We start from the raw sequence: 14119 nt of genomic DNA, 5'->3' as shown, positions 1-14119 counted from the left end.
CCCCGGCGCCGGGCGACCCTGGGAGGGACGCGTGGGACCGTCCGAGACCTGTTGGCCGGCGTACCGCGGAGGTCGTGATGTCCAGTAGCCGTACCGGCCGGCCGCCCGTCCAGCGGGCCGCCCGGCGCCCCGTCGTGCCCCGCCCCCCGCGCGAGAATCCCCTGCGCACCCTGGTGACCCGGGCGCGCAGGGCCTGGGACCGGCCGCTGACCGCGTACTACGTCATCCTCGGCGGCAGCCTGCTGATCACCGTGCTGGGCCTGGTGATGGTCTACTCGGCCTCCCAGATCACGGCGCTGCAGATGTCGCTGCCCGGCTCGTACTTCTTCCGCAAGCAGCTGCTGGCCGCCGTGATCGGCGCCGTGCTGCTGCTGGTGGCCTCCCGGATGCCGGTGAAGCTGCACCGGGCGCTCGCCTACCCCATCCTCGCGGGGGCCGTCGTCCTGATGGCCCTGGTGCAGGTGCCGGGGATAGGGGTCGCGGTCAACGGCAACCAGAACTGGATCGCCCTCGGCGGCTCCTTCCAGCTCCAGCCCAGCGAGTTCGGCAAGCTGGCGCTGGTGCTGTGGGGCGCCGACCTGCTCGCCCGCAAACAGGACAAGCGGCTGCTGGCCCAGTGGAAGCACATGCTGGTGCCGCTGGTGCCGGCCGCGTTCATGCTGCTCGGGCTGATCATGCTCGGCGGCGACATGGGCACCGCCATCATCCTCACCGCGATCCTCTTCGGCCTGCTGTGGCTGGCGGGGGCGCCGACCCGGCTGTTCGCCGGGGTGCTGGCGGTCGCCGTGGTGCTCGCCGCGATCCTCATCCGCACCAGCGAGAACCGCATGGCCCGGCTCGCCTGTCTCGGCGCCACCGAGCCGCAGACCGGTCCGGTCGACTGCTGGCAGGCCGTGCACGGCATCTACGCCCTGGCGTCCGGCGGGATCTTCGGCTCCGGACTCGGTGCGAGTCTGGAGAAGTGGGGCGAACTGCCCGAAGCGCACACGGACTTCATCTTCGCCGTCACCGGTGAGGAACTGGGCCTGGCGGGGACGCTGTCGGTGCTCGCCCTGTTCGCCGCTCTAGGCTATGCGGGTATCCGCGTGGCCGGACGCACGGAGGACCCCTTCGTCAGGTATGCCGCGGGAGGCGTGACCACCTGGATCACGGCGCAGGCCGTGATCAACATCGGTGCGGTGCTCGGCTTGCTGCCGATCGTCGGAGTCCCGCTCCCGCTGTTCTCCTACGGCGGGTCCGCCCTGCTGCCGACCATGTTCGCCGTCGGGCTGCTGATCGCCTTCGCGCGTGAGGACCCCGCAGCGCGGATGGCGCTTGCGATGCGGCAACCCCGCTTTGGTAAAAAGCGGATCAGGGGTTCTCAGCGGCCCCGGAGATGGAACACGATGCGACGGCGTGCCCCGGGGGCGCGTTCGTCCGGAGAGCGGTGAATTTCGGTGCATGTCGTACTCGCCGGCGGAGGAACCGCGGGCCACATCGAGCCCGCGCTCGCCCTCGCGGACGCGCTGCGCAGGCAGGATCCGACCGTGGGCATCACGGCCCTGGGCACGGAGCGAGGCCTGGAGACCCGTCTCGTACCCGAGCGCGGGTACGAACTGGCGCTGATTCCCGCCGTTCCGCTGCCACGCAAGCCGACCCCCGAACTGATCACCGTTCCGGGACGGCTGCGCGGCACCATCAAGGCGGCCGAGCAGATCCTGGAGCGCACCCGGGCCGACGTGGTGGTCGGCTTCGGCGGCTACGTCGCCCTGCCCGGCTACCTCGCGGCCAAGCGGCTCGGCGTGCCGATCGTCATCCACGAGGCCAACGCCCGCCCCGGCCTCGCCAACAAGATCGGTTCCCGGTACGCCGCCCAGGTCGCCGTCGCCACCCCGGACAGCAAGCTGCGCAACGCGCGCTACATCGGCATCCCGCTGCGGCACTCCATCGCCACCCTCGACCGGGCCGCCGTACGCCCCGAGGCGCGCGCCGCGTTCGGCCTCGACCCCAACCTGCCGACCCTGCTGGTCTCGGGCGGTTCGCAGGGCGCCCGCCGGCTCAACGAGGTGGTCCAGCAGGTCGCCCCGTGGCTGCAGCAGGCCGGCATCCAGATCCTGCACGCGGTGGGCCCGAAGAACGAACTGCCGCAGGTGCAGCAGATGCCGGGCATGCCCCCCTACATCCCGGTAAGTTACCTGGACCGGATGGACCTCGCGTACGCCGCGGCCGACATGATGCTCTGCCGCGCGGGCGCGATGACCGTCGCCGAACTCTCCGCCGTCGGGCTCCCGGCCGCCTACGTCCCGCTGCCCATCGGCAACGGCGAACAGCGGCTCAACGCCCAGCCGGTGGTGAAGGCCGGCGGCGGACTGCTGGTCGACGACGCGGACCTCACCCCCGAGTGGGTGCAGCAGAACGTCCTGCCCGTGCTCGCCGACCCGCACCGGCTGTACGAGATGTCCCGCGCCGCGAGCGAGTTCGGCCGCCGGGACGCCGACGACCTGCTCGTCGGCATGGTGCACGAGGCGATCGCCGCCCGTGCCCACAGGTAGAGGCATGTGACGGAAGGCAGGGGACGTGGCCGGATCGACGACCGCCGAGCGCGGCGGACGCAGGCGGGAGTCGTCCGGCCCGCCACCCGTACGAGCCGTACGGCGACGGCGTCTTCGTCTGATCATCGCATCGGCGGTCGTCCTCCTGTTCCTCGGCAGCGGCGCCTTCTGGCTGCTGTACGGCTCCGATCTGGTCCGCGTCGAGCGCGTCTCGGTGTCCGGGACCGCCGTACTGACTCCGGACCAGGTGCGCGAGGCGGCCGACGTGCCGCTCGGGGAACAGCTCGTCTCCGTCGACACCGGGGCCATCGAGAAGCGGGCCGCCGAGGCGCTGCCCCGGATCGACACCATCGACGTGGTCCGCTCCTGGCCCGACGGGATCGAGCTCGAGGTCACCGAACGCACCGCCGTCCTCCTCGTCCACCAGGGCGGCAGGTTCGTCGAAGTGGACGACGACGGCGTCCGGTTCGCCACCGTCGCCGAGGCGCCCGAGGGGGTGCCCGCGCTGGAGATGGACCTCTCCCGTTCCGGTTCCGCGGCGGCCAGCCTCCGGCGCTTCGGCGAGGACCGTCTGGTGCGGGAGGCGGTGCGCGTGGCCGGCTCCGTCCCCGAGTCCCTGGCGTCCGGGACCCGCAGCGTCAAGGTCCGTTCCTACGACGACATCTCGCTGGAACTGGAGGACGGCCGTACCGTCGACTGGGGCAGCAGTGAGCAAGGGGCGCGGAAGGGGCGCGCCCTCACCGCGCTGATGAAAGCGGAGCCCGGCGCACGGCACTTCGACGTCAGCGTTCCCAGCGCCCCCGCGTCATCAGGGAGTTGACGCACATCAGCGCAGGCCAGCACCCTGGTTGGGCAGCGACACGGCTGATCACATAGGGTGAAAAGAAAAACGGGAGGTTCGGCGTGTTCGTTGAACGTGCGCCACGTGTCGACTTAGTGTCCTGTTCAGAAGACTCCAGGGAACAGACACACTGGTAACCCTAAACTTCAACGTTAGGGTTCGGGTCGGCGATACGGACCGTCCCATTCGGCATCAGTCGTCGGGTCGCGGGGCAGCAGGTGCTCCGGCGCTCCGGCGACACGTAACTCGAGGCGAGAGGCCTTCGACGTGGCAGCACCGCAGAACTACCTCGCAGTCATCAAAGTCATCGGTGTCGGCGGCGGTGGTGTCAATGCCATCAACCGGATGATCGAGGTCGGTCTCAAGGGCGTCGAGTTCATCGCCATCAACACCGACGCGCAGGCGCTGTTGATGAGCGACGCCGACGTCAAGCTCGACGTCGGCCGTGAACTCACCCGCGGACTCGGCGCCGGAGCGAACCCGGCCGTCGGCCGCAAGGCCGCCGAGGACCACCGCGAGGAGATCGAGGAGGTCCTCAAGGGGGCCGACATGGTCTTCGTGACGGCCGGTGAAGGCGGCGGCACCGGCACCGGCGGCGCGCCCGTCGTGGCCAACATCGCCCGTTCCCTCGGTGCTCTCACCATCGGCGTGGTCACGCGCCCGTTCACCTTCGAGGGACGGCGCCGCGCGAACCAGGCCGAGGACGGCATCGCGGAGCTCCGCGAAGAGGTCGACACCCTCATCGTGATCCCCAACGACCGGCTGCTGTCCATCTCCGACCGCCAGGTGTCGGTTCTCGACGCCTTCAAGTCGGCGGACCAGGTCCTGCTCTCCGGCGTGCAGGGCATCACCGACCTCATCACCACCCCCGGCCTCATCAACCTCGACTTCGCCGACGTCAAGTCGGTCATGTCCGAGGCCGGTTCGGCCCTCATGGGCATCGGCTCGGCCCGCGGCGACGACCGCGCGGTGGCCGCGGCCGAGATGGCCATCTCCTCCCCGCTGCTGGAGGCGTCCATCGACGGCGCCCGCGGGGTGCTGCTCTCCATCTCCGGCGGCTCCGACCTCGGCCTGTTCGAGATCAACGAGGCCGCCCAGCTGGTCAGCGAGGCCGCCCACCCGGAGGCCAACATCATCTTCGGCGCGGTGATCGACGACGCCCTCGGTGACGAGGTCCGGGTCACCGTCATCGCCGCCGGCTTCGACGGCGGCCAGCCGCCCGCCAAGCGGGACAACGTCCTCGGCTCCTCCTCGGTCAAGCGCGAGGAGCCCGCCCCGGCCGCCCGGCCGGAGAGCCGCCCCTCCTTCGGCTCGCTCGGCAGCGTCACGCCGAAGGAGGACCCGGAGCCGGCCCCGGCCCCCGAGCCCGTGGCCGACATCCCGGCCGTCCAGCCCCCCGTCCCGCCGTCCCGGAGCTACGACAGCGCGGCCGAGGAACTGGACGTCCCGGACTTCCTGAAGTGATAGGACAGCGCGGACACGTGAGCGGCGCGCACTTCGGCTTCACCGACCGGTGGGGCGGGGTGAGCGCCGCTCCGTATGAGGAGCTCAACCTCGGGGGCGCGGTCGGGGACGACCCCGAAGCCGTGCGCGCCAACCGGGACCTGGCCGCCAAGGCGCTCGGCGTCGACCCGGCCCGCGTGGTCTGGATGAACCAGGTGCACGGGGCCGACGCGGTCGTCGTCGACGAGCCGTGGGGCGACCGTCCCGTGCCCGAGGTGGACGCGATCGTCACCGCGCGGCGCGGACTCGCCCTCGCCGTGCTCACCGCCGACTGCGTGCCGGTGCTGCTGGCCGACCCCGTGGCGGGCGTCGTGGCCGCGGCGCACGCGGGCCGGCCCGGACTGGTCGCCGGCGTGGTCCCGGCCGCCGTACGGGCCATGACCGGTCTGGGCGCGGACCCGGCCCGGATCGTCGCGCGCACCGGACCCGCGGTGTGCGGCCGGTGCTACGAGGTACCCGAGGGGATGCGCGCCGACGTGGCCGCGGCCGAGCCGGCGGCGTACGCCGAGACCGGCTGGGGCACCCCGGCGGTCGACGTCGTCGCGGGTGTGCACGCGCAACTCGAGCGGCTGGGCGTCCTCGCCCGCGAGCGCTCGCCCGTGTGCACACGGGAGTCGGGCGATCACTTCTCGTACCGCCGTGACCGCACCACCGGGCGGCTCGCGGCTTATGTGTGGCTGGACTGATGGGACATGAAGGACCGTAAGGACGAACTCGCAGCGAACCTGGCGAGAGTGGAGGAGCGGATCGCCGCCGCGTGCGACGCGGCCGGTCGCGGCCGTGACGAAGTGACGCTGATCGTGGTCACCAAGACCTGGCCCGCGAGCGACGTGCGCATCCTCTCCGAGCTCGGCGTGCGGCACGTCGCCGAGAACCGCGACCAGGACGCCGCCCCGAAGGCGGCGGCATGCGCGGATCTGCCCCTTGCGTGGCATTTCGTCGGTCAGCTCCAGACCAACAAAGTGCGTTCGGTGGTCGGTTATGCCGATGTCGTGCAGTCCGTCGACCGTGCCCGTCTTGTGTCGGCGCTCTCCAAGGAGGCCGTCCGGGCCGGGCGCGAGGTCGGCTGCCTCATCCAGGTGGCGTTCGACGCCGGCGTCGACGGCCGGGGCGAGCGCGGCGGCGTGGCGCCCCCGGGCGTCGCGGAGCTGGCCGGCCTGGTGGCCGGGGCCGAAGGGCTGCGGCTGGACGGCCTGATGACCGTCGCGCCGCTCACCGGGGAGTACGCCGGCCGTCAACAGGCGGCCTTCGAGCGGTTGATGGATCTGTCGGCCGACCTGCGCCGGACCCATCCGGCTGCGAACATGGTCTCGGCAGGGATGAGCGCGGACCTCGAACAGGCCGTGGCCGCCGGAGCGACACATGTGCGCGTCGGCAGCGCGGTACTCGGAGTCCGCCCCAGGCTCGGGTAACGTCGCCAAGAAGTCGGACCACAGCAGAAAATATGGTCATTTCCGCCCAATGGCGGAGTAAGGACCCAGTGGATCGCGGGCACTTGGCGGTCGTCAGCGGATCCACCACAGAGCGGAGGACTCGAAGCATGGCCGGCGCGATGCGCAAGATGGCGGTCTACCTCGGCCTCGTGGAGGACGATGGGTACGACGGCCGCGGATTCGACCCAGACGACGATTTCGAACCGGAACTCGACCCGGAGCCGGAGCGGGACCACCGGCGGCACGAGTCGTCGCACCAGTCCCACGGCGCACATCAGCCCCAAAGGGACGAAGAGGTACGAGTCGTTCACCCACCCGCGCCCCGCGAACCGGTGTCCCGTTCCGCTTCGCTGCCCGCGGAATCGCCACGCCCGGCGCGGATCGCGCCCGTGGCATCCATCACACAAGAACGCGCCAGCCTGGAGAAGAACGCACCGGTGATCATGCCCAAGGTCGTGTCGGAACGAGAGCCTTACCGGATCACCACGCTCCACCCCCGGACCTACAACGAGGCCCGTACCATCGGGGAACACTTCCGTGAGGGCACTCCGGTGATCATGAATCTGACTGAGATGGATGACACAGACGCGAAGCGACTTGTCGACTTTGCGGCCGGTTTGGTGTTTGGTCTTCACGGCAGTATCGAGCGGGTGACGCAGAAGGTGTTCCTGTTGTCGCCTGCTAACGTCGATGTCACGGCGGAGGACAAGGCCCGCATCGCAGAGGGCGGGTTCTTCAACCAGAGCTGAGACGCAGGACCGGACAAGAGCGGCGCAGGGGAGAGGGAAAAACAGACCATGAGCGTGTTCGCGCAGGTGATCTACATCGCGCTGATGGTGTTCCTCATCGTGCTGATCTTCCGTTTGGTCATGGATTACGTGTTCCAGTTCGCCCGCTCATGGCAACCCGGCAAGGCGATGGTGGTCGTCCTGGAGGCCACCTACACTGTCACCGATCCACCGCTGAAGCTTCTGCGGCGGTTCATCCCGCCGCTGCGTCTCGGGGGCGTGGCGCTCGACCTGTCCTTCTTCGTACTGATGATCATCGTCTACGTCCTCATCTCGATCGTGGGCAATCTCGCGAGGTGACAGTGGACGATACGGTCTTGCCGACTGCCGATGACTACGTTGAGGTGAAGAGATGCCGTTGACCCCCGAGGACGTGCGGAACAAGCAGTTCACGACCGTCCGCCTCCGAGAAGGCTATGACGAGGACGAGGTCGATGCCTTCCTCGACGAGGTCGAAGCCGAACTGACGCGCCTGCTCCGCGAGAACGAGGACCTGCGCGCCAAGCTGGCCGCGGCCACCCGCGCCGCCGCCCAGAACCAGCAGAACATGCGCAAGCCTCCGGAGGGGCCGGACCAGCAGCAACAACAGCAGGGTCCGCCTCCCGGCATGCCGCAGCAGGGCATGCGAGGTCCCGGTGGTCCGGTGCCCGCCGGCATATCGGGCCCGCCGCAGCAGCAGATGGGCGGCCCCATGGGTGGCCCGCCCCAGCTGCCGAGCGGTGCTCCTCAGCTGCCCGCCGGCCCCGGCGGACAGGGCGGCCCGCAGGGTCCCGGCCCCATGGGCCAGGGTCCCGGGCCGATGGGCCAGGGCGGCCCGATGGGCCAGGGCGGCCCGATGCAGGGGCAGATGGGCCCTGGCGGCCCGATGGGCGGTCCCATGGGCGGTCCCGGTCTCCCCGGTCAGGGGGGCCCCGGTGGCGACAGCGCCGCGCGCGTCCTGTCGCTGGCCCAGCAGACCGCCGACCAGGCGATCGCGGAGGCCCGTTCCGAGGCCAACAAGATCGTGGGCGAGGCGCGTTCGCGTGCCGAGGGTCTCGAGCGTGACGCCCGTGCCAAGGCCGACGCCCTGGAGCGGGACGCGCAGGAGAAGCACCGTGTCGCGATGGGCTCCCTGGAGTCCGCCCGCGCCACGCTGGAGCGCAAGGTCGAGGACCTGCGCGGCTTCGAGCGCGAGTACCGCACGCGGCTGAAGTCCTACCTGGAGTCGCAGCTGCGTCAGCTGGAGACGCAGGCGGACGACTCGCTCGCCCCGCCGCGCCAGCCCGCGAGCGCGGCTCCGTCCCTCCCGGCGCCCTCGATGGCCCCGGCCGGCGCGGGTGCCTCGTCCTACGGCAACCAGGGGATGGGCGGCGGCCCCGGCGGCCAGTCCGGCCCGTCGTACGGCGGTCAGCAGCAGATGCAGCCGGCGATGACCCAGCCCATGGCTCCGGTCCGTCCGCAGGGCCCGTCGCCGATGGGCCAGGCGCCCTCGCCGATGCGTGGCTTCCTGATCGACGAGGACGACAACTGACGGCCCCGCGGTCATAGGTACGGCGTAGAAGTCGGCAGCGTTCAGGGCGGGGCCCCGGGTTCACCAACCCGGGGCCCCGCCCTTGTGCTACGCGTGTTCACGTTGTTCGTGCCGTTTGTTCGGATGCGGCGGACATGTCCGACGTGCGCAACGCCGAAGGCCCGGCCCCCGGAGATTTCTCCGCTCGGGGCCGGGCCTTCGGCGTGTGACGGTGGTTACGCCTTGCGCAGGCGGAACGTCAGCGACAGGCCCTCGTCGGTGAACGGGGCGCCGTAGGCGTCGTCCGCCTCGCCCTGGGCGAAGTCCGTGGCGAGCACCTCGTCGGCGATCAGCTCCGCGTGCTCGGTCAGCGCGGCCACCGTGGCGGCGTCGTCCGACGTCCAGCGCAGGGCGATCCGGTCGGCCACGTCCAGGCCGCTGTTCTTGCGGGCCTCCTGGATCAGCCGGATCGCGTCACGGGCCAGACCGGCGCGGCGCAGGTCCTCGGTGATCTCCAGGTCCAGGGCGACCGTGGCGCCCGCGTCGGACGCCACCGACCAGCCCTCGCGCGGGGTTTCCGTGATGATCACCTCGTCCGGGGAGAGGGTGATCGTCTCACCGTCGACCTCCACCGAGGCCGTGCCCTCGCGCAGGGCCAGGGACAGCGCGGCGGCGTCCGCGCCGGCGACCGCCCTGGCCACGTCCTGGACCCGCTTGCCGAACCGCTTGCCGAGCGCGCGGAAGTTGGCCTTGGCGGTGGTGTCCACCAGCGAGCCGCCCACCTCGGACAGCAGCGCCAGCGACTCGACGTTCAGCTCCTCGGTGATCTGCGTGTGCAGCTCCGGGCCGAGGCCGTCGAAGCCGGCCGCCGCGACCAGGGCGCGCCGCAGCGGCTGACGGGTCTTGACGCCCGACTCGGCGCGCGTGGCGCGGCCCAGCTCCACCAGGCGGCGCACCAGCGCCATCTGGCGGGACAGCTCCGGGTCCACGGCGGACAGGTCCGCCTCCGGCCACGAGGACAGGTGCACCGACTCCGGCGCGCCCGGCGTGACGGGGACGACCAGGTCCTGCCAGACCCGCTCGGTGATGAACGGGGTGAGCGGGGCCATGAGCTTCGTCACCGTCTCCACGACCTCGTGCAGGGTGCGCAGCGCGGCCTTGTCGCCCTGCCAGAAGCGGCGGCGGGAGCGGCGGACGTACCAGTTGGACAGGTCGTCGACGAACGCCGACAGCAGCTTGCCGGCCCGCTGGGTGTCGTAGTTCTCCAGCGCCTGGGTCACCTGGTCGGTGAGGGCGTGCAGTTCGGACAGCAGCCAGCGGTCCAGCACCGGACGCTCGGCGGGGGCCGGGTCGGCCTCGCTCGGCGCCCAGTTCGACGTGCGGGCGTACAGGGCCTGGAAGGCGACCGTGTTCCAGTACGTGAGGAGCGTCTTGCGGACGACCTCCTGGATGGTGCCGTGGCCCACGCGGCGGGCCGCCCAGGGGGAACCGCCGGCCGCCATGAACCAGCGGACCGCGTCCGCGCCGTGCTGGTCCATCAGCGGGATCGGCTGCAGGATGTTGCCCAGGTGCTTGGACATCTTGCGGCCGTCCTCGGCGAGGATGTGGCCGAGGCAGACGACGTTCTCGTAGGAGGACTTGTCGAAGACCAGTGTGCCGACCGCCATCAGCGTGTAGAACCAGCCGCGGGTCTGGTCGATGGCCTCGGAGATGAACTGCGCCGGGTACCGGGACTCGAACAGTTCCTTGTTCTTGTACGGGTAGCCCCACTGCGCGAACGGCATGGAGCCCGAGTCGTACCAGGCGTCGATGACCTCGGGGACGCGGGTGGCCGTGGCGCCGCAGCCGTCCTGCGGGCAGGCGAAGGCGACCTCGTCGATGTACGGGCGGTGCGGGTCGAGCCCCGACTGGTCGGCGCCGGTCAGCTCGGTCAGCTCGGTGAGCGAGCCGACGCAGGTGAGGTGGTCGTTCTCGCAGCGCCAGATGGGCAGCGGAGTGCCCCAGTAGCGGTTGCGGGACAGCGCCCAGTCGATGTTGTTGTTCAGCCAGTCGCCGTAGCGGCCGTGCTTGACCGTGTCCGGGAACCAGTTGGTGTTCTCGTTCTCCTGGAGCAGGCGGTCCTTGACGGCGGTGGTGCGGATGTACCACGACGGCTGCGCGTAGTAGAGCAGCGCGGTGTGGCAGCGCCAGCAGTGCGGGTAGCTGTGCTCGTACGGCAGGTGCCGGAACAGCAGACCGCGCTGCTGGAGGTCCTCGGTGAGCTGCTCGTCGGCCTTCTTGAAGAAGACCCCGCCGACCAGCGGCAGGTCCTCCTCGAAGGTGCCGTCGGGGCGGACCGGGTTGACCACGGGCAGGCCGTAGGAGCGGCAGACCCTGAGGTCGTCCTCACCGAAGGCGGGGGACTGGTGGACCAGACCCGTGCCGTCCTCGGTGGTGACGTACTCGGCGTTGACCACGTAGTGGGCCTCGGCGGGGAACTCCACCAGCTCGAAGGGGCGCCGGTACGTCCAGCGCTCCATCTCGGCGCCGGTGAAGGTCTCGCCGGTGGTCTCCCAGCCCTCGCCGAGCGCCTTCTCGACCAGCGGCTCGGCGACGACCAGCTTCTCCTCGCCGTCGGTCGCGACGACGTAGGCGACCTCGGGGTGCGCGGCGACCGCGGTGTTGGACACCAGGGTCCACGGGGTGGTCGTCCACACCAGCAGGGCCGCCTCGCCGGCCAGCGGGCCGGAGGTGAGCGGGAAGCGGACGTAGACCGACGGGTCGACGACCGTCTCGTAGCCCTGCGCCAGCTCGTGGTCGGACAGGCCGGTGCCGCAGCGGGGGCACCAGGGGGCGACGCGGTGGTCCTGGACCAGCAGGCCCTTCTTGAAGATCTCCTTCAGCGACCACCAGACGGACTCGACGTACTCCGGGTCCATGGTGCGGTAGGCCTCGTCGAGGTCGACCCAGTACCCCATGCGGGTCGTCAGCTCGGCGAAGGCGTCGGTGTGCCGGGTCACCGACTCGCGGCACCTGGCGTTGAACTCGGCGATGCCGTACGCCTCGATGTCCTGCTTGCCGGAGAAGCCGAGCTCCTTCTCGACGGCGAGCTCCACCGGGAGGCCGTGGCAGTCCCAGCCGGCCTTGCGGGCCACGTGGTAGCCGCGCATGGTGCGGAAGCGGGGGAAGACGTCCTTGAAGACGCGGGCCTCGATGTGGTGGGCGCCGGGCATGCCGTTGGCGGTGGGCGGACCCTCGTAGAACACCCACTCGGGGCGGCCCTCGGACTGCTCCAGGCTCTTGGCGAAGATCTTCTGCTCGCGCCAGAAGTCGAGCACCGCGTGCTCGAGGGCGGGCAGGTCGACCTGGGCGGGTACCGGGCGGTACGTCGGCGTTGTCATCAGCGGGCTTCCTCCGGCGGACTTGCTGCCTTCCGACCGGAGGGACGAGAGCTGTGTCCTTGCGCCGCCGTCGGCGCGCTCCCGCGGTACCACCCTCCTTGGCCCCCGGTGCGCCGTACGCTCCGGTGAGCCCCCTCATTCGGGTCGCGATGCCGGTTCTACTCGCCACCGCGGTGTGCTGCGGCTTTCTTCCGGCGGCTCCGGGGTGATCTTCACGTCGCGCTCGCCCCCGGGCTCACACCGTCCCCGGGTCGCTCTGGGCTGCGTACGCCGCTACTCGTCCCCATCCACGCTTTTCGCTCCGCCCAGTGTACGGCGCGGCGCGGTGGGCGGCCGACCGCTTTTCCCGGGGCGGTACGCGCGGGGATGCCCCGAATGGCGTAGTACGTCTGTTCGGAGCGACGGGGCGTGTGTGCGGGTGGCATACCCGGCGGGTAGCTGGGCACAACGCATGCAGGTCGCCGCGCGGCGTGAGCGGGGCGAGGGAATCGGGCGGTGTGCCCCGTTGCCGCGGGCCTCGAGTCGATTTATCGTCCCAGCACGATTCGCGCGCAAGATCATAAAATGTGAAGGGGCCGCGGCCATGGTGGCGAAGAAGGGTGCGGCGGCCGAGGCCGCCGGTACGGAGGCCGGTGCGGCCGGGACCGTGTCCGGGACGGCGGCGTCCGGGACGACGGCCTCCAGGAGGGCCACCGCGAAGGCCGCCGGCGAGAAGGCCGCCGGGAGGAAGCCCGCCGGCGAGGAACCGGCGCGGGCCGCCGCCGGCGAGGCGGCGGCCGGAGGTCAGGGGGCGGGCGGCCGTCAGGGCGCTCGTGCGGGGAACGGTGCTGTCAGGACCAGTGGGTCCGCTCAGGATGGGGCCGGGCACAGCGCGGCCGACGACGCGGGCGCGGCCGACGCCGCGGCGCAGACGGGAGTGACGACGGTGGGTGCGAAGAAGACTCCTGGCCCGGCGGCCACAGCGGCGGCGACCGCCGTGCCCAAGGCCCGGCACGGCGCGGTGGAGCCGGGCGAGCTCGCGGTGCGTCCCGGTGAGGAGCCGTGGACCGGGGAAGAGGTCGAGGAGGCGCGGACCGAGCTGATGTCGGAGGTACTGCGGCTGCGCGAGGAGATCAGCTCCTCCGAGCGGTCGCTGGCCGGCCTGATGCGCGACCCCGGCGACGGCGCGGGCCACGACGACGCCGACACCGGCACCAAGAACATCACGCGCGAGCACGAACTGGCCCTCGCCGCGAACGCGCGCGAGATGCTCGACCAGTTCGAGCGGGCGCTCCAGCGGCTCGACGCCGGCACCTACGGCCTGTGCGAGAACTGCGGCGAACCCATCGGGAAGGCCCGGATGCAGGCCTTCCCGAGGGCCACCCTGTGCGTCGGGTGCAAGCAGAAGCAGGAGCGCCGGTACTGAGGGGCGGCCGCGCAGGTCGTGCCGTACCCTCGTCCTCAGTCAAGGACCTAGGCTGAGGGACTCACGTGGCAGAGGCGGAGCGCATCATCGGTACGCCGGACACTCCGGACGCGGACCGGGACGGGCAGGACCGGGACGGAGAGGACCGGGACCTGCGGGACCGGGACGGCCGGGAGCCGGCCGGTGCCGCCGACGGTGCGGAGGCGGAGCGGCCGCGCGGCAAGCGGCGGATCGCCGTGCTGTTCGCCGTGGCCGCCGTCGCCTACGCCTTCGACCTGGTCAGCAAGATGATCGTGGTCGCCAAGCTGGAGCACCACGAGCCGATCGAGGTCATCGGCGACTGGCTGCGCTTCGAGGCGATCCGCAACGCGGGCGCGGCCTTCGGCTTCGGCGAGGCGTTCACGGTGATCTTCACGGTCATCGCGGCGGCGGTGATCGTGGTGATCTTCCGCCTGGCCCGCAAGCTCTACAGCCTGCCCTGGGCGATCGCGCTCGGCCTGCTCCTCGGCGGCGCCCTCGGCAACCTCACCGACCGGATCTTCCGCTCGCCGGGCGTCTTCGAGGGCGCGGTCGTCGACTTCATCGCGCCCAAGCACTTCGCCGTGTTCAACCTGGCCGACTCGGCCATCGTGTGCGGCGGCATCCTGATCGTGCTGCTGTCGTTCCGGGGTCTCGACCCGGACGGCACGGTCCACAAGGACTGAGGACCCCGTCACTCCCGTGCGGGAGTGACGGACCCGTCCGGCATA

General features: G+C 71.1%; 12 protein-coding genes. 11 read left to right on the top strand and 1 reads right to left on the bottom strand.

Annotated features, from left to right (window positions below; all coding sequences use genetic code 11):
* Positions 1 to 77: 77 nt before the first annotated feature.
* From ftsW to ACIQ8B_RS00665, 9 genes are all read left to right on the top strand, one after another.
* Entirely contained in the window at positions 78 to 1430 is a 1353-nt protein-coding gene (ftsW, locus tag ACIQ8B_RS00705; protein WP_290007100.1) for a putative lipid II flippase FtsW, read from the top strand.
* A gap of 6 nt (positions 1431 to 1436) precedes the next feature.
* The gene (gene murG, locus ACIQ8B_RS00700; RefSeq protein ID WP_403544221.1) at positions 1437 to 2531 is read left to right on the top strand and encodes an undecaprenyldiphospho-muramoylpentapeptide beta-N-acetylglucosaminyltransferase; all 1095 of its coding nucleotides are present in this window, start codon (positions 1437 to 1439) and stop codon (positions 2529 to 2531) included.
* 25 nt (positions 2532 to 2556) lie between these two features.
* The gene (locus ACIQ8B_RS00695) at positions 2557 to 3351 is read left to right on the top strand and encodes a cell division protein FtsQ/DivIB (protein WP_290007102.1); all 795 of its coding nucleotides are present in this window, start codon (positions 2557 to 2559) and stop codon (positions 3349 to 3351) included.
* 288 nt (positions 3352 to 3639) lie between these two features.
* Positions 3640 to 4836, top strand: coding sequence for a cell division protein FtsZ (ftsZ, locus tag ACIQ8B_RS00690; protein WP_106414636.1), 1197 nt, complete (start codon positions 3640 to 3642; stop codon positions 4834 to 4836).
* The gene (gene pgeF, locus ACIQ8B_RS00685) at positions 4833 to 5561 is read left to right on the top strand and encodes a peptidoglycan editing factor PgeF (protein ID WP_290007104.1); all 729 of its coding nucleotides are present in this window, start codon (positions 4833 to 4835) and stop codon (positions 5559 to 5561) included. Before ftsZ ends, pgeF begins: the two co-directional genes overlap by 4 nt.
* Positions 5562 to 5567: 6 nt before the next feature.
* Positions 5568 to 6287 carry a YggS family pyridoxal phosphate-dependent enzyme gene (locus ACIQ8B_RS00680; RefSeq protein ID WP_403544218.1) on the top strand — a complete coding sequence of 240 codons (720 nt, stop codon included), beginning with the start codon at positions 5568 to 5570 and terminating at the stop codon, positions 6285 to 6287.
* A gap of 128 nt (positions 6288 to 6415) precedes the next feature.
* Positions 6416 to 7057 carry a cell division protein SepF gene (locus ACIQ8B_RS00675; RefSeq protein ID WP_106414639.1) on the top strand — a complete coding sequence of 214 codons (642 nt, stop codon included), beginning with the start codon at positions 6416 to 6418 and terminating at the stop codon, positions 7055 to 7057.
* Positions 7058 to 7105: 48 nt separating this feature from the next.
* Positions 7106 to 7396, top strand: coding sequence for a YggT family protein (locus ACIQ8B_RS00670; protein ID WP_106414640.1), 291 nt, complete (start codon positions 7106 to 7108; stop codon positions 7394 to 7396).
* Positions 7397 to 7448: 52 nt separating this feature from the next.
* Positions 7449 to 8606, top strand: coding sequence for a DivIVA domain-containing protein (locus ACIQ8B_RS00665; RefSeq protein WP_403544215.1), 1158 nt, complete (start codon positions 7449 to 7451; stop codon positions 8604 to 8606).
* 215 nt (positions 8607 to 8821) lie between these two features.
* On the opposite strand, the gene ileS is transcribed toward ACIQ8B_RS00665, so the two are convergent.
* Complete coding sequence (gene ileS, locus ACIQ8B_RS00660) at positions 8822 to 11965, bottom strand: isoleucine--tRNA ligase (protein ID WP_403544213.1); 3144 nt, start codon at positions 11963 to 11965, stop codon at positions 8822 to 8824.
* A gap of 583 nt (positions 11966 to 12548) precedes the next feature.
* Here ileS and ACIQ8B_RS00655 point away from each other — a divergent pair.
* Both ACIQ8B_RS00655 and lspA read left to right on the top strand, forming a co-directional pair.
* Positions 12549 to 13370: a TraR/DksA family transcriptional regulator gene (locus ACIQ8B_RS00655; RefSeq protein WP_403544211.1), complete on the top strand. Its 822-nt coding sequence runs from the start codon at positions 12549 to 12551 to the stop codon at positions 13368 to 13370.
* Positions 13371 to 13435: 65 nt separating this feature from the next.
* Positions 13436 to 14074 (top strand): signal peptidase II, encoded by a 639-nt coding sequence (lspA, locus tag ACIQ8B_RS00650; protein WP_403544209.1) that lies wholly within the window; start codon positions 13436 to 13438, stop codon positions 14072 to 14074.
* The last annotated feature ends 45 nt before the right edge of the window (positions 14075 to 14119 follow it).

The sequence above is a fragment of the Streptomyces sp. NPDC096105 genome (assembly GCF_044763335.1).
Taxonomy (GTDB): domain Bacteria; phylum Actinomycetota; class Actinomycetes; order Streptomycetales; family Streptomycetaceae; genus Streptomyces.
This window is presented reverse-complemented; position numbering and strand designations above follow the sequence as displayed.

Excerpts from the sequence above, each read along its gene's own strand:
- ileS (WP_403544213.1), bottom strand. The coding sequence starts at position 11,965 with ATGACAACGCCGACGTACCGCCCGGTACCCGCCCAGGTCGACCTGCCC.
- ftsW (WP_290007100.1), top strand. The coding sequence starts at position 78 with ATGTCCAGTAGCCGTACCGGCCGGCCGCCCGTCCAGCGGGCCGCCCGG.
- ACIQ8B_RS00680 (WP_403544218.1), top strand. The coding sequence starts at position 5,568 with ATGAAGGACCGTAAGGACGAACTCGCAGCGAACCTGGCGAGAGTGGAG.
- ACIQ8B_RS00670 (WP_106414640.1), top strand. The coding sequence starts at position 7,106 with ATGAGCGTGTTCGCGCAGGTGATCTACATCGCGCTGATGGTGTTCCTC.
- ACIQ8B_RS00655 (WP_403544211.1), top strand. The coding sequence starts at position 12,549 with ATGGTGGCGAAGAAGGGTGCGGCGGCCGAGGCCGCCGGTACGGAGGCC.
- ACIQ8B_RS00665 (WP_403544215.1), top strand. The coding sequence starts at position 7,449 with ATGCCGTTGACCCCCGAGGACGTGCGGAACAAGCAGTTCACGACCGTC.
- ACIQ8B_RS00675 (WP_106414639.1), top strand. The coding sequence starts at position 6,416 with ATGGCCGGCGCGATGCGCAAGATGGCGGTCTACCTCGGCCTCGTGGAG.